This window comes from Streptomyces antioxidans (assembly GCF_000968685.2).
In the GTDB taxonomy this organism is placed as follows: Bacteria; Actinomycetota; Actinomycetes; order Streptomycetales; family Streptomycetaceae; genus Streptomyces; species Streptomyces antioxidans.
The window spans coordinates 1-21,188 of sequence record NZ_LAKD02000046.1 but is presented as its reverse complement, the minus strand read 5'-3'; the positions used below and the strand labels follow the sequence as shown (position 1 = coordinate 21,188).

Annotated in this window: 11 protein-coding genes and 3 pseudogenes; 2 read left to right on the top strand and 12 right to left on the bottom strand. The window is 65.2% G+C overall.

Going from position 1 to position 21,188, the window contains the following annotated elements; all coding sequences use genetic code 11:
• Window positions 1-58 precede the first annotated feature (58 nt).
• The 3 genes and pseudogenes from VT50_RS41405 to VT50_RS39045 all read right to left on the bottom strand — a co-directional run bounded on the left by VT50_RS41405 (window position 59) and on the right by VT50_RS39045 (window position 4,320).
• Window positions 59-1,140, bottom strand: a pseudogene (locus VT50_RS41405) (integrase core domain-containing protein).
• Window positions 1,141-1,176: 36 nt separating this feature from the next.
• A pseudogene (locus tag VT50_RS18775) lies at window positions 1,177-1,431 on the bottom strand (transposase); the annotation flags it as partial.
• A 186-nt stretch (window positions 1,432-1,617) separates the two neighbouring features.
• On the bottom strand, window positions 1,618-4,320 hold the full coding sequence (locus VT50_RS39045; protein WP_143645240.1) for a tetratricopeptide repeat protein: 2,703 nt from the start codon (window positions 4,318-4,320) through the stop codon (window positions 1,618-1,620).
• A gap of 1,718 nt (window positions 4,321-6,038) precedes the next feature.
• Between VT50_RS39045 and VT50_RS39315 the strand changes: the two genes are divergently transcribed.
• Both VT50_RS39315 and VT50_RS18760 read left to right on the top strand, forming a co-directional pair.
• Window positions 6,039-6,599, top strand: coding sequence for a hypothetical protein (locus tag VT50_RS39315; protein ID WP_158083213.1), 561 nt, complete (start codon window positions 6,039-6,041; stop codon window positions 6,597-6,599).
• 470 nt (window positions 6,600-7,069) lie between these two features.
• Window positions 7,070-8,022, top strand: a pseudogene (locus VT50_RS18760) (integrase core domain-containing protein).
• A gap of 455 nt (window positions 8,023-8,477) precedes the next feature.
• On the opposite strand, the gene VT50_RS18755 reads toward VT50_RS18760, so the two are convergent.
• From VT50_RS18755 to VT50_RS18715, 9 genes are all read right to left on the bottom strand, one after another.
• Window positions 8,478-12,959 carry a DUF6531 domain-containing protein gene (locus tag VT50_RS18755; protein ID WP_046087482.1) on the bottom strand — a complete coding sequence of 1,494 codons (4,482 nt, stop codon included), beginning with the start codon at window positions 12,957-12,959 and terminating at the stop codon, window positions 8,478-8,480.
• Window positions 12,956-13,510, bottom strand: a complete 555-nt coding sequence (locus tag VT50_RS18750; protein ID WP_046087481.1) for a hypothetical protein — start codon at window positions 13,508-13,510, stop codon at window positions 12,956-12,958. Before VT50_RS18750 ends, VT50_RS18755 begins: the two co-directional genes overlap by 4 nt.
• Entirely contained in the window at window positions 13,497-13,847 is a 351-nt protein-coding gene (locus tag VT50_RS18745) for a hypothetical protein (protein WP_046087480.1), read from the bottom strand. Before VT50_RS18745 ends, VT50_RS18750 begins: the two co-directional genes overlap by 14 nt.
• Window positions 13,848-14,119: 272 nt before the next feature.
• Window positions 14,120-15,553: a hypothetical protein gene (locus VT50_RS18740; RefSeq protein ID WP_053048642.1), complete on the bottom strand. Its 1,434-nt coding sequence runs from the start codon at window positions 15,551-15,553 to the stop codon at window positions 14,120-14,122.
• 51 nt (window positions 15,554-15,604) lie between these two features.
• A complete protein-coding gene (locus VT50_RS18735) occupies window positions 15,605-16,060 on the bottom strand; it encodes a hypothetical protein (protein ID WP_046087479.1) in 456 nt (151 codons plus the stop codon).
• Window positions 16,061-16,121: 61 nt separating this feature from the next.
• On the bottom strand, window positions 16,122-17,201 hold the full coding sequence (locus VT50_RS40480) for a hypothetical protein (RefSeq protein ID WP_240529212.1): 1,080 nt from the start codon (window positions 17,199-17,201) through the stop codon (window positions 16,122-16,124).
• Window positions 17,198-19,186 carry a hypothetical protein gene (locus VT50_RS18725; protein WP_046087478.1) on the bottom strand — a complete coding sequence of 663 codons (1,989 nt, stop codon included), beginning with the start codon at window positions 19,184-19,186 and terminating at the stop codon, window positions 17,198-17,200. The genes VT50_RS40480 and VT50_RS18725 overlap by 4 nt, the downstream gene beginning before the upstream one ends.
• Window positions 19,183-19,932, bottom strand: a complete 750-nt coding sequence (locus VT50_RS18720) for a toll/interleukin-1 receptor domain-containing protein (protein ID WP_046087477.1) — start codon at window positions 19,930-19,932, stop codon at window positions 19,183-19,185. Before VT50_RS18720 ends, VT50_RS18725 begins: the two co-directional genes overlap by 4 nt.
• A 13-nt stretch (window positions 19,933-19,945) precedes the next feature.
• Complete coding sequence (locus VT50_RS18715; RefSeq protein WP_240529211.1) at window positions 19,946-21,040, bottom strand: NsdA family TPR-like regulatory protein; 1,095 nt, start codon at window positions 21,038-21,040, stop codon at window positions 19,946-19,948.
• Window positions 21,041-21,188 lie beyond the last annotated feature (148 nt).

Sequence of the window (21,188 nt, the reverse complement as noted above, 5' to 3'; positions counted from 1 at the left end):
TGCCTCGGCGGGTTTGGGCGTGAGAGGCCTGTGCTGCTCGAAAAGTCATCGCTGCATGTCATGCTGCATATTTGTACTCGTTGATGAGGCCGCCGAGGATCGGGGTGTGCAGTAGTTTGCCGGTGCTGAGGCCGGGCGCCGCGGCGGGTTGTTCGTGGGCGTCGGGTGGTAGCTGGTGGCGGGCCTGGTGGGGTCGGTTCGTTGTAGTGGTGTTCGTAGGCCGCGAGGACGTGGCGGGCGTGGGCATCGTTCATGATGAGGGCGTGGTCGGGGGCTTTGCGTCGGATGCTGCCGATGACGCGTTCGTAGTGTGCGTTCACGCGGGGAGCCTGCGGCGCACTTGTGAGGATGTCCATCTCCTCGGCTGCAAAGACGGCGTCGAGCGCTTCGCCGTACTTGCCATCGCGGTCGCGTAACAAGAAGTGCAGGAACTGGATGCGTATGCCCAGGTCGGCGGTGAGATTCCGCGCCTGCTGCACCGCCCAGTCCCGTGTCGGGCGGGCATGACCCCCGGTGATGTGCAGCCGCCGGGCGCCGTGCTCGAGGAACACCAGCGCGTATAACCGCCTGCCGAGGGCGGTGTCAACGTGAAAGAAGTCTGCCGCGATGATGCCCTCGGCGGCTTGCGCGGTCAGGAACTCGCGCCAGGTGGGGCCTGAGCGACGTGGCGCGGGGTCGATACCGGCCGTGTTGAGGATCTCCCACACCGTCGAGGCGACGATCCGATACCCGAGTTGGGCAAGTTCCCCTTGGATCCGCCGGTGCCCCCACGTCAGATTCTTCCTTGCCAGCCGCGTGACGAGCTTCTTGATCGCTGCCGGGGTGGGTGGGCGGCCGGTGCCCCGGCGCGCGGTGTAGTCCACTTTGCGGCGATGAATCTGCGGTGCCAGGCAAGCAGGGTGCCGGGGGTGACAGGGAAGATCTTGAGCCAGTGGCGTCGGGGTGTCAGCGTGGGCAGGGCGGCGAACCAGAACCGGTCGGCAGGCTGATAGCAGACCGGTCCGGCCAACTGGCGGCGCGGGACCGCGTTCTCGTGCCGCAGCACCAGAAGTTCCGCGTCCTTCGCCGTCCCGCGACGGAGGAGAACTGATGGAACAGTCAAAGCTTCCGGGTCACCTTGTACAGCAAGGCTACGATCACGGAGGACATGATCCCAGCGGGCTGACCGCATCCAGCTCACCTTCGGCGATGACTTTTCGAGCGGCACACGATGCCGAGCATGGCGTGGTGGACGCCGTCGCCTTTCAGGTGGTAGTCGCGGAGGATCTTCCAGCTCTTCATGCGGGCGAAGGCGTGCTCGATGCGGGCGCGGACCTTGCGATGAGAGGTGTTGTATTCCTCTTTCCAGGCCGACAGTTCGGTCTGCTCGGGTTCGCGGCGGTGCGGAATGATGAGGCCGGTGTCCCGGTAGCCACCACCGCCGGCCTGCAACAAGGTTGACCTGAAGAAGCTGGTCGCACACTGGCCGGACGTGCTGCTGGTGACCGGCTCCCTGGTGAACGGGCAGGTGCGGATGTTCGGCCGCGGGATGACGTTCGGGTCGTCTGCGGGGGCTCGTAGGCCGAGGCTGCGGTGGGCCCGTGCCGATGACGACGGGCTAACAACGAGTGCCACATCTCACCAAGGGTCTGCGGTCCTACCGCCGGGCTCGATGCCGTAGGCGTGCAGTCGGTCAGCCTCGGCAGTTCGTCCCATTTCCCTGAGCAGGTACTCTAGATTTACCGGGGGGTTGATCGTATAGCCCGTCTCCAGAGCTCGACGCTCCCAACTCTCGGCTTCGTGTAGGCGACCCACTTCCCGGAGGGCATGCGCCCTTGATGCCATCGCTGAGCCATCACCTGATTCGACCATACGAGACTCCCAGCGTTCCACTTCACGATGGTTCTCGCACAGGTACATCAGCCGGATCAGGCAGCTCATGGAGGCGAAGTCTCCTGCCTCGGCGGCCGGCAGCCACAGAGCTACAGCCTCGGCGGGGCGACCGTCGGCGCACAGGAAATCCGAAAGCACATGCCGTGCCGCCCAGCTGCCGGTGGCGCAGGCCCGCTGTAGGCCGCTCTCCACACCTCTGATAAGGGTGATTTCTCCTCCGTTTCGTTTGCACAGCTCTTCGATGACCTTGGTATCACCCGCTGCGATGGCGCGTGCGACGATCCCGTATGCGTCTTCAGTGTTGCCGTAGCGGAACAGCAGATTTTGGAGGCCGAAGACCGCCTTGGTCGAGCCTTTGTCGATCGCCCGCTGCCACCATTCCGCAGCTGCAGATGGATCTCCTGCCGTCTCCAGAGCACGGGCCAACTCAAGGAACGCTTCTGTGTCGTTCAGTGCTGCTCGTGGACGCCATATCTCAACTGCCTCATCAGCGCGCCCGGATTCCGTCAGAAGGCGAGTAAGCCTATGTGGGGCCCACCACTCGCCAGCATCAACGGCTCTACGCAACCAGTGCTCGGCATCGCGGGCCAAGCCACGAGTTTCCAGTGACTCCGCCAACTTGCGCATGGCTTGTGCGTGACCCGTCTCTGCCGCCGTCCCCCACCATTTCTCAGCCGCTGAGGTATCCCCGTCACGGGCCAGCACCCCGGCCAGTCCGTTCTGGGCGGCGGCGTTGCCCTCCTCTGCGGCCCGTCGCCACACCGCCTTCGCCTTGTCTATCCGCCCTTCCCGCTCCCAGTGCCTGGCGAGGTGCTCCATCTCCTCGGTATCGCCCGCCTCGGCCGCTGCGATGCGAAGAGCGATGGCCTCCTCGGCGCGGCCCTGCTCCTCCAAATTGCGCATGACGAGATACAGAGCGATACCGCGTCCCTGCGCGGCAGCAGGGCGGCAGAAGAGATGCATGTACCGGTAGTAACCGCGGGTTTGTGCAGCCATACCGAGACGCTCAAGGTCGTCCGGATCCTCGGCCGCGGCGACCAGAGCGTCCCACACTTCGACCGGCACGATCACCTGGGAGCGGGTGGACCGGGCGTATTCCTCCAGGCTGTCCGCGAGTTGAAAGCCGTCGGCAGAGCCGACGCCCGGCGCGGTGCGGAGTGGGGTCAGCGGAGCGACAGCCCCCTTGACTTCGGCGGTTGCGTAGTCGAGTGCGCGAACATACCAGTCGCGGGGCGGATTCACCCGTGAGTGCTCGTCGAGGTACCCAACGGCGGCGCGCTTCAGATATCCGGAGGTGAGGAGAGCGCGATACCCGAGCCGACGAGCGTCCATTGCGGCACTCAGCAGTGCCCTGCTGTGGGGATCTGCATCGGTATAGCGCTGTAGTAGATGGGGCGTAGCGGCCAGGAACTGGGTCAGTTTCCTTGTAGCGGAGCAGGATTCCACTGCGAAGGCCAGCGTCTGTTGTTCTTTGGCGCGGTCCCACTCCACTGGCGAGAAGTGAGGCGGTACGTCCACCCGAATCGCTCTGCCCAGCAGTTCGCGCACAGCCGTTGCGCCCTGGCGGGGTTCGGCATCATTGCCGGCGTGGGCCTGCCAGTCCTGCGGCCAGAGCGTTCCGATGGCAACGACCCGGTGCTCGCCTGCTAGAAGTCCTCGCAGACCGGCCGCCACGGCTAGTCCATGCCCGCCAGCTAGGAAATCCCTTAGTTCATCGAGCCACAGGACTGTTTGCGGCCGGGAGTTTCCCGCGATCCACCGTAGGAGCGCGCCCGCGTCGGCAGGGGCGAACAGCTCCCACTCACCTAACCGCCGACGTGCCACCTCCGCTGCGGAACGCGTCTTCCCGGTCGTGGACTTTCCGACCAAGACGACGAGGCGGTTTACCGGAAGTTCTGGATCCAACGCGTCCCACAGTTTCGTGCGGTCGTGGTCACGCGGCACATAGACGGGTAGTGCCGATCCAAGGGGTGCTGGCAGACGCTCAGGCCCCGTCTCGACAGCTCGGTGAACTCCCAGTTGCAGTAGAAGATCTGCCTTGGCCATCAGCGTACGGCGGGGAGATATGGGCACGTGCAGGGCAGGCGGTTCCGGAGAGACCGGGGCTTGCGCGGCTGCCGTGCGCCACCGTTCCCAGGTATGTGTGTCCAACAACCCTTCGGTTGCTGTATTGGAGCTCACATTCCGTCGTCGCGCAGCGTCGATCAGCACCGAGACCACAGCGGTGAGCACAGCGGGGTCCATCGGCACGTTTTTTCCGGTCCTCCAAGCGCTGATCCGCCGTTTGTCCGGTAATCGCCTGGGAATCTTGCCCGCCGCTCTCGCCTGCCGGGAGATCCGCTGTGCCGCGGCGTGCGCGACGTCTTCCAGTCGTCGTGGCCTGGACAGTCGCAACAGTTCGTCCAACCGCTCGGCGAACCATGCCCGCGGCTCCGACTCACGTTTCACTCCGTGCCCCTCCCCGCCCGGTTCAGGCGCCGATGCGGTCCTGTACGGTCCGGACCGGACCAGTCGATCCTAGTCCGCTCACCTGCACCGTCCGGTGCGAACGACAGAGCTGGATCGCCATGCGGGGACGCCGTCGTGCTCACTCAGGACCACAGCACACGGCCCGGCTGGCGTCGGGCCCCGACGAACGGACTTCGATGGCTCCTCACCACGGTTCCCAAAGCGGCGGACACACTCGGCCCATCCTGGATGCGCTGGTTCTTCTGGCACTGCTGACCACCACCGTCGTGCTGGTCGCCGTGGCCGGAGCTGGACCGGTTGTTCTGGCTGCGGCTGGAACGTTCGTGACGGGATGCTTCGCGGTGTGGCTCAAGGGCCGCAGTGGACAACAGTGATGACGCTCCTGTCTTCTGGCAGACGGTTCGTGCAGCAGGCGAGTTCGGCGTGGTGGCCGTTCTCGAAATCGGCCTCCCCAGCTCCGTCGGTTACCGTCCCACATGAAGTCCAAGGTCCTGGAAACCACCGAAGCTTGTAGCTGCCGCGCAAAAGGCCAGCATCTGCCAGGACTGCAACGGCGAAGAGTGGCTCACGCCGCTGTCTGAGGACTGGCCGGGTGGAGAGTGGTGGGCGCCGAGTATGGCCGTCTCGAGCCCGGGCCGGAGAATCCGCTTTCTCCCCGTGTCCTCGCCACCCGTGCGCTCCGACTCCGGGGCGCGCTCCAGTGCTGTGTGGGCCGCTTGCCGGGTGGGGAATCCGCTGCGGCAGAGTGGATGGCGTTTGCCGTCGGTGGAGGGCAGGTCGACGGCAAAAGCCCAGGACCCGTGCCTCGAACCATCGTGAAGCTTCGGGCAACCGGCGCCGTACTGCCGGCTGCCGTCGGGACGACGGCAGCCGCAACGCCGGTACACGCGACCGCGTTCAGGAGACTGATAAGTCACCGTTCACCTCCGGTGGGGGAGCTGCGTGACTCCATCGTGGAGGCGCCGATGCTCGGCGTATCAGGTGGCTGATCATGGCGTAACGGGGGCGATGCCATCACATCGCCATCACGTAAGGCTCCTCGAGGAGGCTGACCGGCTGCGAACCCTTTCGGGTACGGGCAGACGTCATCGCTACTGTGGAAGCAGTAGACAAGGTCACCAGCTCCTCGTCCTTTGAGCCCCGCGATGCCATGTTCGTGTCCGACCTGTGCCGCTCGAAAAGTCATCGTTGCACGTCATGCTGCATGTCTGTATTAGCTGATGAGGCGTCTCGCTCCGTCGCGGCCAGAGAGTAGATAGGGTGTCTGAGCTGATCAACCAGCGTGGCGGTCACCCTTCGGGGCGACCGAGGATCGCAACTGGGCTACGACTCCGGCGGTGCCATCGGGTTGGACGGTGGCGGTCGTCCTTCGGGGTGACTGAGGATCGCAACATCGCGCACTCGGTGGGCGACCACTGGGCTAACGGGGCAAAGGTGGTGTCTACCCTCCCGAGTGTCCCGGTCGGGAGCCGCCTTCGGCTGTCGGCGTCTGTGCGTAATCGGTTTCCTGACTGTCTCGGTTTTCCGGTGTCGACGTCGCGCCACGAAATGCATCCATGGGGGTGATGGTCGGATGACATGGGTGACCACCGTCGTAGCTGCGTTCGTCGTGCTGTTCACCTCACGAGTCTGGGCAGACCGCCGCTGATCGGTCTTGAGTCCGCCCGCTGTTCCTCGCACCGTGCCACCATCTCCCCGTGAGCGAACTCGTGACTGCGATAGCCAGCGGGGTGGCTGGCCTTGCTGTGGGTGGCATGGCATCGGCCGTTCAAGTCTGGAGAGTGAAAAGGAACGCAAGCGATGCTGAAGCGTCTCGCAAGGCTCGCGATGCCCTTGTGGTCGGGAAGATCCGGGCTGCAGGGCAAGCATGGATCGACTATCTTTTCCGCGCCTGCAATCGTGTGGCTGAGGGAGATCGTGTCGACCTGCAGCAGTTCAGGGACAGAGTCGACGAGCTCCGAGAAGCTGCGTATGGAGCCATGGCGAAGATCCCGCCGTCCGGCACTGGCGACTTCTTCTATGGCCCTTTCGCTACGTACATGAGGTCGTTGGAACGGCACGCCGAGGGCGCGGTGAGGTTGAACGATGCTGCGCTTGCGCGCTGGCTGCTCGGGCAGGCGGACACTCCGTACGGTGACCTGTTCCGCAACGCGGAAAGCCAACGGCAGATGTCGACAAAACATTTGTACCGGCTGATCGAAAGTGGCGATCTGAACCTTGGATCGAGTGGGGGTGGGACCCAGGGCGGCGAGGCATAGGCGAAGGAGAGCCAGCCACGCTCGCCACTCGGTCGGCCCGCGGCAGCGGTCAGCACCTCGTGCCATCAGCGGGCCGCGGCCGGTGAACCAGGCCGCGGCGACGCCGACAGCGAGCAGCGCGGTGATGACCAGGGCGACGATGGCGATGAAGGGGCTAGATATTGAAGCGGAACTCCACCACGTCGTCGACTCAGCGACTGTCGATCTCCTCATGGACCAGGCGAACGCGGCCCTCAGATGCCGCCACCGAGACAGAGCAGGCGCCTTCTAAGCGCTTGGCCGCACGCGCCCGACTGCGGGGCAGACACCAGTTCGGGGAACAAGATTCGGTCGCCCGGAAGGGCGACCGCCACAGGGTCATACCCAGGTGCCCGGGCAGGCGAACGTAGTTGCGATCCTGTGGGGCTCGGATATTCATCGCTGCTGGTCAAAAGGTCACGGCCGCCGCGTAGCACTGCGATCCTGGTTGGGTGGTCGTGTCGCTTCTCTACCGGATGACTCGATGTCTTCTCTCTGTCCCAGCAGCGCTCCTTCAGCGGGATACCTCGAAGGAGGCTGAGCTTCTCGTCCTGCGGCACGAAAACGTGGTGCTACGACGCCAGTTGCAGGGGCGGGTACGGTACGAGCCGGCGGACCGTCTCTGGTTCGGACGGCCGCCCACGCAAGCTGCCATCAAGAAACTCGTACTGCGCCTCGCCCGCGAGAACAGCCGATGGGCCATCGCCGGATTCAAGGTGAACTGGCCCGGCTCGGACACCCGATCGCCGCCTCCACCGTCTGGCAGATCTTCCACACCGCAGGCTTCGACCCCGCACCACGCCGCACCGGTCCAACCTGGCGAGAGTTTTTCTCCGCGCAGGCCACCAGCGTGATCGCTTGCGACTTCCTCCACATCGACACCATCAGCCTGCACCGCCTCTACGCTCTGATCTTCCTCGAGCACCGCACCCGGCGCCTGCACATCGCCGGCGTCACCGCGCACCCGACCGCTGCCTGGGCCACCCAGCAGGCCCGCAACCTCGCCACCGACCTGGGCATACGCATGGACTTGCTGCGTTTCCTCATCCGGGACCGCGACAGCACGTACACCGACGCCTTCGACGCCGTGTTCCAGGCCGAGGACATCGAGATCATCAAGACACCGGTCCGTGCACCGAAGGCCAACGCCCACTGCGAACGAGTGATCGGCACTCTCCGCCGAGAAGTCCTCGACCACATACTCATCCTCGGCGAAGGACACGCGCGCCAGGTCCTGGCCACCTACCAGAGGCACTGCAACGCGCACCGCCCCCACCGGGCCCGATGCCAACTACCTCCCCAAGCTCACGGACAACCACCTCCAATCCTGAAGCCGGCCAGCCGCAAAGTCCTGCGCACCCGCGTCCTCGGCGGCGTGATCAACGAGTACAGACATGCCTCTTGACCAGGAACGATGATTATTCGAGCCCCGCAGGATAAGGTTTTCGGCAAGGATAAGGCCACCGCGTCTTTACGAGGTCGAACGCATGCAATCGTGAACAGTGGACCTCATGGAATTCGCCAACTCGATGGCGTTTTCGCGGTAAAATCCAGTTCGAATGTGAAATCCCTCTTCTGAGGGGAGTGCGACGACGGCATGTGTAATGCCGGCATAAATCGAGTGGAGCTGTCTGAGCGTGAAGGTGCATGTGCCAGATTCGTTTTCTGGCACATGTGCTACCTCTTTCGTGATGTTTTCCAGTTCCCTCCTCGGGCTGCCCGTGCAGAGTTCTGCCATGGCGTCTCCGTCGTGGGTCTCCATGGTGAGTGCGATGCACTCTCGGAACAGGGCTGCCTGCGCAGGCGTAAGCTTCAACGACACGCTTCCTGGGTTACATGACTGGATTCGAATCCTTGCTCTCATTTTGGCCTGTATCTCTCCGAGTCGAAAGAATCTGATGAATAGTGGTATGCGTGAATTCGGTATGCTGTCTCGACGATCAGGACGCCGCGCCCTCTGTCATAGGCAACGCTCGACCCAGTTCTGGTGTCGACGTGGGTGGTCTTGCCCTCGAAGGATGCCAGATATCGGGCCAGCTCCTTCGGGTTCGAACCAATTCCTGATATGGAGTGATCTGCTGCGTTGGCGGAGCCATCGTTCATGCGCTGGAAGTCGTGGTCCACGCCTTCCGCGACGCGCGCTCCGTATTGTGCTTCTATCTCATCGTATGTGTCGTCATCGATGCCTGGGCCACAGCCTTCCAGGCCGAGTGGGTCGGCCCAGGTGAGGGGGTTGACAACGTAGGTGTGGGGATTGTCGGCCGGCGCGAGGCCAAGTGGGTCGGGGGTGAGATAGCGGGCTGTCTCCGGGTCGTAGTACCGGAAGAAGTTGTAATTCAGGCCGGTTTCCGGGTCGGCGTATTGGCCGGGGAACCGGAGGGGGCAGTCCACCTCGCCTGGTGGGGTGCTGAGGGGAGTGCCCCAGATGGTGGTGCGGGCTTGCCATACGAGGGCGCCGTCAGGGGTGACGAGTTCGGCTGGCGTGCCGACCAGATCCGTGACGATCGCATGGAATTGAGCGTCGTTCGCGGACTGGGAGGTGCCGAGGGAGAGGTCGAGGGTCCCGGGACAGGGGTTGAGCGTCCGGTGTGTGGATTGGGACACGGGGCGGTGGGTGCCTGGGGCGTAGTCCCACGTCGTCGCCGTGCCACCGGAGATGGTTTCTTCGGCGAGGCGGGTGCCGTCCCAGGTGAAGTGGATCAGATCGGCGATCGTGCCATCGTCTTGGAGACGTTGTTTGGTGGTGCGGCGACCGAGCGGGTCGTAGAGATAGCGCCATCGCTTGCCGTCGGGGGTTGTGGCAAGGTCGAGGCGGTCCTGGGTGTTCCAGGTGTAGGTCCAGGTTCGGGTCTGCCCGTTGAGGAGCCTGCGGGTGCGGCGGATCAGGCGGCCGGCCGTGTCGTGTTCGTAGGTGGTGCGGCCGGCACGATGGATGATCGTGCCGGTGAAGGAGCGGTCGCCCGGGGCGTTGTGGGCGGGAGCGGTGGCGTGGCTGAGGTTTCCTGCCGTGTCGTAGGCGTAGCTTTCGGTCCAGCCGTGGCCGCGGATACTGGTGACGCGCCCGACCGGGTCATACTCGAAGCGACGGGTGCCCGACGTGAGTTCGCGGATTTCGGCAAGGTAGCCGTCCGTACCGTGGGTGTAGGAGCGGTGCTGGAGAATGTGGTCCGCTTCGGCCTGGTGGCGGGTTGTGATGTTCTGAGTGGCGAGGCGATTGGCCTGGTCCCAGGTTTGCGTGAGACTCGTGTGCTCACCCAGGCGGCGTTCGAGTTCGCGTCCGGCTGGGTCATAGGTGAAGTCCAACGTGCCGGTGTTGCTGTTCAGGCCGGTGGGGCGGCCGTTGGCGTCGTACGTCCAGGTTGAGGTCAGGCCCGTTGGGGTTGTGCGCTGGGTGCGGCGGCCAAGGGCGTCGTACGCGTAGGTGGTGGTGCGACCATCGATGGTTTCTGAGATGACACGGCCTACCGGGTCGTGTTCACGGGTCAGTTCTGAATTGGTGTTGGCTGCGTGGAGCAGGGCGCCGTTCTTGTCGTAGCTGTAGGTCGTCTGCTCGCCGGTGGTTTCGTCGAGCTGAGCGACGATGCGCCCGGCGCTGTCGAGTGTGCAGCGGAGTGTTTCGCCAAGCGGGTTTGTATGGGCGGTCAGGCGGCCTGCCGCGTCCCGTTCGTAGGTGCGTTGGGCACCGTTGAAGTCGGTTTCTGCGACCAAGCGGCCCGCTGCGTCGTACTCGTAGTGCCACTGCCGGCCCTGGGAGTTGGTGACGGCGGTCAGATGCAACTCGGTGTCGTAGGTGAAGGCGTAAGTGGCGCCGTCGGGGGCAGTGCGAGTGGCTGGCAGGTCGAAGTGGGTGTGGGTGTAGCTGGTGGTGTGTCCGGCCTGGTCGGTATGGCGGGCGAGGTTGCCCTCGGCGTCCCATTGCCACACCTCGCGGGAGCCGTCCGGGCCTTCGCGCCAGGCGGGTTTGCCCTCGATGGTCCAGCCATGACGTGTGGTGTGACCCAGGGGATCGGCGACGGCGGTGATCCGGCCGTGCGGGCCCCGGCGGACGTGAGTGGTGTGGCCGAGCGGATCGGTAACCGCGACCGGAAGGCCCGCTGCGTTCGGGGTGACCTCGGTGGTGTGGCCCAGGGCGTCCGTGATGGAGGTGAGGTGCCCGGTCGCGTTGTAGGCGTAGCGGGTGGTGGCGCCATCGGGGGCGGTGGTGGAAGTGCGTGCGCCGCTGTCGTTGTAGCTGTAGCGCCAGATTGCGCCACCCGACTCCCGGGTCTCCAGAGGCAGGTGGTAGTCGCCGTAGACGGCTTCGGTGACGGTGCCATCGGGTCGTTCGACGGCGACCAGCCGGTCCTGATCGTCATAGCGGTAGCGGGTGGTGTGGCCAAGGGGGTCGGTCACGGCGATGGGGTGGCCGTTGGATTCGTCCCATTCGGCGCGTGTGGTGTTGCCCAGCGGGTCGGTCTCGGCGATGACCTTGTACGCCTCGTTGTAGACGTAGGCGGTGGTGTTGCCCTGCGAGTCGGTGTAGCGCGTGGTCCGGGCCTGTGTGTCGTAGTGCAGGCGGCCGGACAGGATGCCGTCCGGTCCGATGCCGCGCAGCACGCGGCCGTGATGGTCGTAGACATACGCGTAGGCCGTGCCGTTGCGGTCGGTCCAGGACGTGATGCGGTGTTCGTCGTCGTACTGGAAACGCAGCGGAAGTCCGGTGGAGTTGATGATCTCGCTCAGGTCTCCGGCTTCGTTGTAGCCGTATGAGATCAGGGGGGTGCTGTGCTGATGCTCCGCGCCGTGGAGCAGACGGAGGGTGGTGATGCGCAGCAGTTTTGGATCGGTGTCGATGGCGATGCGGTAGCCGCCGGAGTGGGTGATCTCCGTCGGTGCGCCCTGCTCGTCGTAGGCAATGGTGATGTGGTCGCCTTCGCCGGTGCGGTGGGTGATCGCGGTCAGGGCCAGCTCTCGGCCGCATGCCGGGAGGGGAGCGAAGTGGAGGGTGCGGTTGTTTTCGGGGGTGGTGATGGTGAAGGTGCCGTCGGGTTTGCCGTCCCAGCGCAGTGGCCAGCGTGGGCCGGAGGTGGGAAGTGTGGGGACGTCGGGTTCCGGTATCGGGTAGGTGAGGAGCATACCGTCGTCGGTGATGTAGACGACGCCTTCGTCGTCGATCTCCAGGCGTTGGTCGAGGGTGCCGGCCCAGGTGTGGCCGAACCAGCCTCCGCACGGGTGTCCGGAGACGTAGTGCCGTTCCAGGACTAGTGGCAGAGCGCCGGGCAGGGTGACGTCGGTGGCGGACATGACCATTTCGCCGGTGGCCACGTCGATCGGCTCACCGGTGGTGCACTTGTCCTTGCCGGGCGTGCAGCTCTTGTTCGGATGGTCGTCGGTGTGCTTGCGGGCGCTGCCGTCGCGGCGTAGCCCCCGTTCGCGGTTCAACAGGCGCTGGGCGGCGTTTTTCGCGATGGAGCCGCCGCGGCGTGCGGCGCCGGTGCCGCCGGTGGCGAGGGCGAGGAGGAGCTCGGGGGTGAGCTGGCCGGCGGCGCGAGCGGGGTTGCGCTGCCATTCGTCCCAGTTGGTGACGGCCTTGGCGAACTCCTTGGGGTGTTCGGCGGCGTAGGTGACGCCGTCTACGGTGCTTGCCAGGCGCAGTCCGAGGCCGTCGGGCCCGTCGTGGACGAGGTCGTCGAAATCCTCGTACCAGCTGCCCAGGGTGTCGCCGGCACCGCCGGCGAAGTCCCCGAGGTGCTGTTTGAACTTGTCCCAGCCTTTGGGGGCCGGGGGCTTGTCCGGGGCCTCCTTGGCGGCTTTGTCGAGTTTGCGTTTGGCCGCGTCGATGACGAGTTGGAGCTCGCTCTCCAGCTTGTCCAACCGGCCGTAGCAGGCATCCAACGCCGCCAGGCCCGGGTCGTCCTCGGGCGGACGTTCCGGCAGCGGATCGTCTTTCCGGTCGACGGCGGCGTTGTAGTCGGTGACCTTGTTCCAGTAGCGCTTGGAGGCGGCCCGGGCGTCGTCCGCGTCCTCGATGATGGGCTTGACGCGGTGGTGGACCGAGCGGAGCTTTTCGGCGTAGTCGTCCAGGGCGTTCGCTGCCGCTGTGAAGTAGGTCTGGGCGGATTCCAGTTCCCTGGGGAGCTTCCGGGTCGCGTCCTGGAAACCTTCCGATCCGGCCCCGGTCCAGTCCATCAGGGACAGGACGTCCAGCTTGTCCTGTCCGTCCTTGAACGCACCGGCGTACGCACGGAGTTTGACCGCCAGGTCCTCGATGTCCGACGGGCTGCCGTAGATAACCTCTGATGGCTTGGCATTCGGCGGTATCCGCTCGGTCGCGCCGCCTTCTGTGGCATCGCGCTGGGTCATGCGATGGTTCCCTTCGGCCCGCCGTCGACTTCCCATCCGCCGTCATAGCGCTTGCGGGGGTTGGTGGGCACGTCCTGCGTACCGCCGGTCCCGCTGTCGTCGAGCCACGGCTCCTGATAGATCTCGGGCGGCGGATCGAATTTCGGCCGGGACCCCGCCTGCCATGCCTTCAGACCCGCCTCTCCGAAGGGCAGCTTGGCCATGTTGTCCGCGGTCGGCGTGAAGTCCTTGATGCGCAGCAGATCGGCCAGGATGTAGGCGGCGATGACCTGCCGGAGTGTCTCGACCACGGTCTTCGTACGCTCGGCCACCTGTCCCATGCCGAAGCCCCAGGACGAGAGCATCTTCTCGGCTGAGTCGTAGATGTCGAAGTCGGCCGAGTTCTGGATGGTCTCGGCCAGAGTCTTCCAGTCGCCCTTGATCTTGCGGGCGGCGACGACGGACTCCTCCAGCGGGGTCAGCACCTTGCGCACCGACGCGATCTCGATTTTGTAGCCATCACCGGGCTTCGGGCCACTGGAGCTCGATGCTCCCCCGTCATGCTCTGCCATCGTGCTCCCCCTGACCATCGGTGGACTGGAGCGCTTCGGTATCCAGCACGAACGCCCGTGGGCCCAGCGGGTCCACCAACGCGCGCACGCCCTCGGGCAGCAGTTCCGCCAGATCCGCCACGGTTGTCGACGCCCACCCGCACGGCCCGGCGAACAACGCGAGCGGTTCCAAGGAGGTGACAACTGGCACCACCGGCCCCTGTTCCGTATCCGAGACCAGGAAGCCCGGCTCATCCGGCCGCTGAAAATACAGCCGCGCCGAACGCATCGCCTCCAGCCGCTCCGAACGAGGCCTCGACGCGGCCAATTCGTCACGGATCAGCCCACGTAACGACAACTCTTCCCTCCCCGGCCCACTCGAGTCGTCACTGAATGAACACCCGTCGTGAATCCTCGCACAAAGCTCCCACGTTGCCTGTGAGTCCACGCCTGCGGTGGGCGCGCGGGGTTGCCACTTGACGACTGAAGCGTATGACTTCGTATGGAGCTTGACGGCGCTGGGGGTCAAGGGGGCGCAGGTTCAAATCCTGTCGTCCCGACCAGCGTTTTCGCAGGTCGAAGGCCGTTTCCGCAGAGATGCGGGGGCGGCCTTTTCCGTGTGGCGACGGGCTACTCGTCGTGCAGCGCGTCGAGCAGCTTCGCGGCCTGCTCGGAGATATCGGCGGGGCCGTATGAGATGGCACGTGTGCACCACTTGTGGCTCTCCGCCGGTGCGCCGACACGTGCGTCCAGCAGAGCGAGTCGCAGGGCAGCTCGGCCAAGACCGGCATCTGCGGCGGCCGTCCACCACTGGCGGGCCTCTGCCTCGCGGCCCTGACGGTTGAGAAGGAAGCCGAGATTGAACGCGCTGGTGCGGCGGCCGTTTGCTGCCAGCGGACGCAGCGACCGCTCGGCGATCTGGGGTGCAGTATCGAAGGCGTTCTTGCTGATGGCGAGGAGGTCTGTCTCCTCGTTAGCGTGGACCAGCGCCGCCTGCCAGATCTCGGATGGGATCTTCGAATCCGTCTGGTCCACAAGGTAGTCGAACGGCCCCCACCACTCACCTCTGGCATCGTCATGCGCAGGTAGGAGCAGACTGGTGACTCCGAAGCGGATGCGGGATGCCCAGTCGAACGCCGCGTCCAGGGACTCAGGGCGTAGCACCGCACCGCCTGCCGCAGCGAGGTAGCGTTCGTGGAGTTCGGCCAGTAGTGCGCGGGACCAGGGGGCCCGGAGACCCGTGCGGGCGAGGTCCACGGCGGCGGCCACTAGGGCCGCACCGCGTGCGTGTCCGTGTATGGAGTGTGCTCTCTGCCACTCCTGGAGCAGTGCCGGGCCGGCAGCAAGGTATTCGGCTACCCCGAAGAGGGCGTGGTGGGCGAAAGCATCGAGGATTCGGGAGTCGCCGCAGTCCGCGGCCCGAGACAGCTCGGCATCGCTCCAAAGACGGTGCAGGTCGAAGATCTCCGCGACCCGCAGTACTTGCGACCCGGTCCCGCTGTCGTGCTCATCGGTGTAAGTCTCGTACGCCTTGAGGCGCATTGTCGCTACAACTGGTGTCCCCGTTTGAATGAAGTCGGCGAGGACTTCGGGCTCCAGGCCGCCCGGGACCAGGTATTTCTCCAGGTCATCCAACCACACCACGCTGGATAGGCCGGAGTGCTCCACGGTGTCTGGGGCCTGGCTCAAGCAGCTGCCTATTGGAGGCACAAGGACTCTGTGGCCGGGGAACACTTTCCGCACCGCCTCGAACGCCGCACGGGTTTTGCCCGATGTGGAATCACCGACCACGAGGACAAAGTCACCCTGGGCGATACGTTCGCGTAAAGGAGCATCGATGTCCCGGGGCACATACAGGGGGAGCCTGCTACCACCCTCACCTGGACGGGCCTTGTGCACGCCTGCCGAGAGCGCGCCCCACTCGCGGGCCAGTGGCCAGCGACTGGGGTCTCGGAGGTAGCGCGGGATCGCCGTCTCGGCTGGGGCATTGATTGTGAGCTGGTGGACTTCGCGGGCCTGGACGACGTTGGCCAGACTCCCACCCGAGATCTCGTTCTCCGCCATACGTAGTTACGGTAGTTCGTCCTGATCAGCCACGTGGGCACCTTCCGGCCATCAGCTGGACGCCTTGGGCTGCTCCTCTGCTAGTCGCATGTGGATGGTGTGGACAGCTGTTCCGGTGATCTGACCGGTTTGAACGACCGGCCCATGCTGTACTCCGCCGTTGATCACATTGCTGACGCCGGGCGACTGCTCCCCCGCGAGCATGTTGTCCAGGGATGCGGACATGGCGCGGAGTTCCTCGGCGGTGGTGGGGTCCGTACAGAGCAGGAGGTACAGGTAGGACTGCCACTCGGCAGAGATGTCCCGCACGGCGCCTTCATCTCCCCTCTCCTGCGCTGCGATGAGCCTGTGGCGTGCCCTGTCCAGCTCTGCCATCGTGTCTTCGGGTTTGCGTTCGCGGGCGATGAAACGGGCGACTGTTTCTCGCACATGATTCCAGGAGTCCGAGATCATGAGCCCGACCAGGGATGCGGCTCCCGATGCCGCTAGGGCGGCCAGTTCTTCCATCGGTGTCCTCCGTGTATGCCTGGATCGTCATGCAAATGGGGCCCGTTGCGCGAATCGACACTTAGGGCCCGGAACCGTCCTCTGTTGCGCTGTCCATGTCGAAGTCATCGTTGAAGGGGGTCGCGGGCGCGTCGAAGCGACGTAGCAACTCTTCCGCCGTTTCGTTGCGACCTTGGGTGACGAGGATTTCGGCGATCTGCCGAGTGAGAATTCCGCGCCGGACATCGCCAGCATCCAGCCCCATTCCCTGGAGAAACGCGTCGAAGTGGTCTGCTGTGGAGCCTGTATGTCCCAGCGGCTGGTCGGCTGTTCCAAGGCCGTCTGCTTCTTCAGGTTCCGCGTCTTCGGCATTCGGCGGTGAGAGGAGATGCAGGAGGCGCTCAGGAACGTCGGTGTCATTGGCCGCTGAGGTCAGCTGGGCGAGGAGGCCAAGGTCCTCCACTGCCTTGTGCACCTGATCGTCGTTCTTGGCCAGCCACCACACGACGGCGCTGCCGGTGTCCTTGAGGACGTTGTCGCCCAGGTATTCGCGTTTGCTCTGCTCGTACTTCCTCTGGTGCTCCCAGACGGCCTTGTCCTTGCGTACCGAGGCAAGACTGCTCAGACGTTCCTGATCGTGTTCGGAGAGAGTGAGGGTGATGGCCTCGGCCATGGCTTGGAGGTGTCCCGTGGGCTCCGGTTGCATTCTGCTCAGTGCACCGCTGAGTTCGTGCTGGACGAACGAGGCCCAACCGGGTTCACGATCCTTGGTTATCGCACGGGCGCGCTTGAGGACTGCTTCGACCGCCAGCCCGGCAGGGTTGACGATCGGTTCTTCCGCTGGTTTGCCCGTCGGGCACCAGCGAGCGGTGGCAGAGAACAGGAAGTCGTAGTCCTCCCAAGCGCTCGGCAGTGAGACATGCGAGATCTGCTCCTCCCTGCGCTCTACGGGCACCGGCGGGAGGTAGGGCGTCAGCTCGGGGGGTAAGGACCGACGGCGGATGCCTGCGATCTTTGTGATCAGCAGAGGAAAACTGAGGAGCAGGGCAACCAGTGCGGACCAGGCCCACCATGGCCAGTTGCCGCATATGGCGACGATGGTGAGCAGCAGGCCGCAGAGGATGGTGAGGAAGACGGTCACTGTCTTGGCGCCGGATGTCATGATGTTGGTTCCTCGGGATTGTGTCGTGGTGGCTGCTGCCGTATGCCCTGAGCTGTGGAGATCTTCCGCAGGAGAAGATCGGTGAGGGCAGAGCCGTGTTTTCTGCCACCGGGAGCCGTGAGTTCTGCCCTTCGTGCGGTCGCGTACAGGGCTCCGAACACCTCTCCTCGACCGGCTGCGCCGCTGACCAGGATGTCGAGGAGTGGGTCTGTGTGATGTTCGTCGGAGCAGGCGGTGTGCAGCCAGTGCCGCACATGCTTCTCCCAAGTGGATAACGGGAGTTGGCCGAACACCGTGCCCCATCCCGCGATCAGCTGATCACGGACGACGGTTTCACCGAGGAGAGAGTGGGCGCGTCCGCCCAGGTGCGTCAGGGCTGCGGGATCAGAAGTCTGCAGGAAGAGGTCAATGTCCGCCGACCAGGAGGTGGGCCTGTTGACGAGCCGGTGCAGCATGCGTCGGCGCAAGCGGTGGTCCTCCTGCATCAGTCGGCACAGAGCATCACGTGCGCGAGTGGTGCGGCGCTCCCGCCTGGCCACGTGATGGAGGCGGACCAGCGCCTGGTCTGGGTGTTGTACCGCGATCACTTCGGCGCATACCTCGACGAGGACCTGCGCGAGTGGTTCGCCCAGCCGGCTGTTTCTGGACCAGTCATAGATCTTGTCCCGGAAGGAGCGGCCGTGTCGTTCGTCGAGAAGACCGCGTTCCAGTGCCTGTGTGGCTGACCGCAACCGCCGCGCGGTGGTGGGCACCGCGGTCCACTGCTCCGCGAGTGTCGCCAGCTCCTCACACCGGCCGGTGCGCAAGTATTGGTCCGACAGGTGCTGTACCACGTGGCGGCGGTCGTCCGGGGACAGCACCGGGTCGGTGAGCTCTACGGTCCGTCCCACCCAGGTACCCAGGTGCTCGCGGAGGTCGGGCCTGTGGTCCCAGAAATGGGCTCGGACCGCGGTGTCGTACTCGAGCTCCTTGAAGCGCACCGCCCCGTGCTGGGTGAGTCCGGCGGACACTTCTTCCAGCCGCATGGCCAGGTCCGCGTGTTCCAGCAGCGGGCGGTCGTCCTTGGGATGGTCGACGGCACGCAGCAGGAGGGTGGTGGCGCTGTGTACAGCATCGGCGTGGGCTCCGTGCAGCATGGCCGTGGTCAGCAGCAGTGCCCGCTGCGGTCCTCCGGTCATGGTGGCAACATGCTTCGCGACCTGCGGACCTCGGTCGGCCATGGCTGCGCGGGCGATTTCACACCAGTCGATGAAGCTTTCCCCGGCTGGAGCGGCCGCCTGTGCCCGCACGATCAAGCTGGCGAATTCGGCGATTTCCCTCATCGGTCGTGGTGTGCTCAGGAAGTCGGACACGGCCGGAGCCGAATGGGCCCGGTCGGCATGCTGAAGGCCGTCTTGGCGTAGGTGGCGCAGCAGCACCTCCATGCCTCGCGGGCGAAAAATCTCTACGCGGTGCCGATCGAGCTCCACCGGCAAGCGGTCCGTCCGACGCAAGGGCAGGACGACCACGAGGTGAGCGCGGTGGTCGACTACCGTCTTGTGGAAGGACGGAAGCTCTTCTAGCACTTCCGTCCATTGCGATTCGTCCGCGGCTGCCAAGTCCAGCAGCAGTCGGTCCTCGTCCCCGACCAGGTCGGGGACGAGGAGGGATTCGCCTTCCTCACCGGGCAGCAGCTCGTGGAATGAGCCGACATCGCGGCGTAGCTCGTGAAGAAGGACGCGGGCCGCTGACGTTCTCCCGCTACCGGGGGCGCCATCGAGCAGAACGGTGCTGGTCTCGGCCAGCATGTGGCGTGCCTCGCCGAATCCGTTCGGATAGACGAACCGCTGCCAGAGCCAGAGAAGTTGGTCTTCGGCGAGGCGCCGTGGGTTGCGGCCTTGGCGGTCCTTCCCGAACGCTTCGAAGATGAGGTTGATCTGGTCTCCGAGGCCACTGTGGACCGGGCCGCGTGGGTCGTGGATCTGTGATTCGGCGGAATCGCTCACCGGTCGTCGTCCTCGCGGCGGGGGCCATCACCGAAGCGCTGGTGAATGCCTCCCTGATTGTCCCCTTCGAAATACGTCATACCGTCGCCGGAGAAGTGTCGCCCGCCGGAGATATGGCGTGAGTTGTTGTAGATGTCGCCTTTTCCCGTGTGAACCGGGCCCGAGCTGTCTTTGATCACGGTGCCCACATCCCCGGTGATGTCCCGGCTCTGTACCACCGGGCCGTTGACCTCCCCCGTCGCATTACTCACCGCGTCGGCGCCAGGGGAGAGCCGGTCGTGGCGCTCGTGTGCCTTGAGTGATGGCACCATGTCGGCGACCACGTCGCCGAGGCGCCTGAGATCCGCCACCGCGTTCTGCATGTCCAGCCGGACGGATTGCACCTCAGCGAGCCGCTCCAGCTCGGGTGGAAGATCGGCTTCATTCAGCCGTTCCGTCTTCCGTCCCTCGAGTACGGGGACGACCGGTACTCCGCACTCGAACGCCTCGAGGATTTCCCTGCGGACCCAGTCGTCCGCCCCACGCAGCTCGGCGAAACGTGTCCACGCGGACCCGATCACAGCCAGCAATAGAGCGCTGCGTCGAACGTTTCGGAGTAACTCCTCGGGGTAGCGCGCGCCGGGTGGGATGGATTCCGAGGCACGGAATGCACTGTTCTCCCCGAAGCGGTATGACAGCTCCCTCTTGATCAGGGCAGCCGTCTTCTCCCCGTCGCCCGTACGGTAGTTGATGAATACCTCGGCCATAGTGGCCCCTTTCTCATGGGGTGATGAGACGTAAGGAAGTGCCGAGTTGCGGTGCCAGTGCGCGGACTGACGGATTGCGTGGGTGGCGGCCCAGAGTGTGTGCGAGACGACGCAGATCGGCTGAGATGGTCGCGGAACTCACCGCCGCGGCACCGCCGAGCAATTGGGCTGTCAGGTCACAGGCATGCTCGATGTCACCAGCCGCCGCATGCGCGAGAGCGCGGCGCACCCCGTAGCGGACCTGAGTGCGCAAGGCGTGTGGGGGAACTTGCGCCAGCTGTTGGTCCAGGGCCTCGGCTGCCTCGCGTGGACGCCCCAGGTCGTAAAGACACCAGCCTGTGATCATGCCTACCGGATCGGGCAGATGCATGGTTCCGATGACGGGTGTGCCGGAGTCCGGGGTATGGCGGTCGAGCAGCTCGCGGGCTATGTCCAGGGTGCGCAGACAAGCGTCCCGGTCGCCGGCGATCGCATGTCCCTGGGCTTCACGCTGGGCGGCAAGCCCTCGAATGCGTGGGGGAAGGGTGCTGTTCTGGGCCTGCCGGGCGAGCGCGATGGTCTCCTTCGCGTCCTCGTGGTACAGCGTGACCAAGGCCCGGCGCACCAGGGCGTACCCGGCCAGATGCCGGTCACTGCCGGCGGCCGCCAGGTTGACGGCACGCTGTGTCCACCACAACGCGGCCTGTTCGTTGCCGGACTCCTGTACCAGCCAGCCGACGTACTCGGCATACCGGGAGCCGAGCGCGAGCAACTGACGGCGGGTCCGCGGGTCGGCGTGGGTGGACGTCTCCCGCAGCGTGTGCGTCTGCGCTATGAGGCCGGGGAGGAGGAACCCCGGACCGACCGTCTGGCCGAGGCGCCGATAGTGGTCGAAGAGCGAACGGGACACCTCCAGCACCTGCGCGTCACCCGGTGCGGACAAGGCCTCCGAGCCGCCCGCACCCAGGCTCGTCAGTGAGGCGACGCCCGCGCTCACCACCTGCCTGCGGGGCACGGGCTTGAACCAGCTCCCGCCGTCAGTGGACAGCTGCATCAGCCATACCTCCTCGTCGAAACCATCTGGCTCCTCAGTACGGGCGTCGGTGACCGGGTCCGGTAGCAGTGCCACGAGTGCGCCCCCGGCCTCGAGGACGGCATCGCACAGACGAGCAAGGTCACGACTGGGAGCCTTGATCCCACGCTCGACCTTGCTCAGCTGCCCTTTGCTGTAGTGGACCCGCAATGGGGGTCAAGGGGTCGCAGGTTCAAATCCTGTC

Coding starts and splice junctions, on each gene's coding strand:
- VT50_RS18750 (WP_046087481.1), bottom strand. CDS start 13,510: ATGGCAGAGCATGACGGGGGAGCATCGAGCTCCAGTGGCCCGAAGCCC.
- VT50_RS18740 (WP_053048642.1), bottom strand. CDS start 15,553: ATGGCGGAGAACGAGATCTCGGGTGGGAGTCTGGCCAACGTCGTCCAG.
- VT50_RS18735 (WP_046087479.1), bottom strand. CDS start 16,060: ATGGAAGAACTGGCCGCCCTAGCGGCATCGGGAGCCGCATCCCTGGTC.
- VT50_RS40480 (WP_240529212.1), bottom strand. CDS start 17,201: ATGACATCCGGCGCCAAGACAGTGACCGTCTTCCTCACCATCCTCTGC.
- VT50_RS18720 (WP_046087477.1), bottom strand. CDS start 19,932: ATGGCCGAGGTATTCATCAACTACCGTACGGGCGACGGGGAGAAGACG.
- VT50_RS18755 (WP_046087482.1), bottom strand. CDS start 12,959: ATGACCCAGCGCGATGCCACAGAAGGCGGCGCGACCGAGCGGATACCG.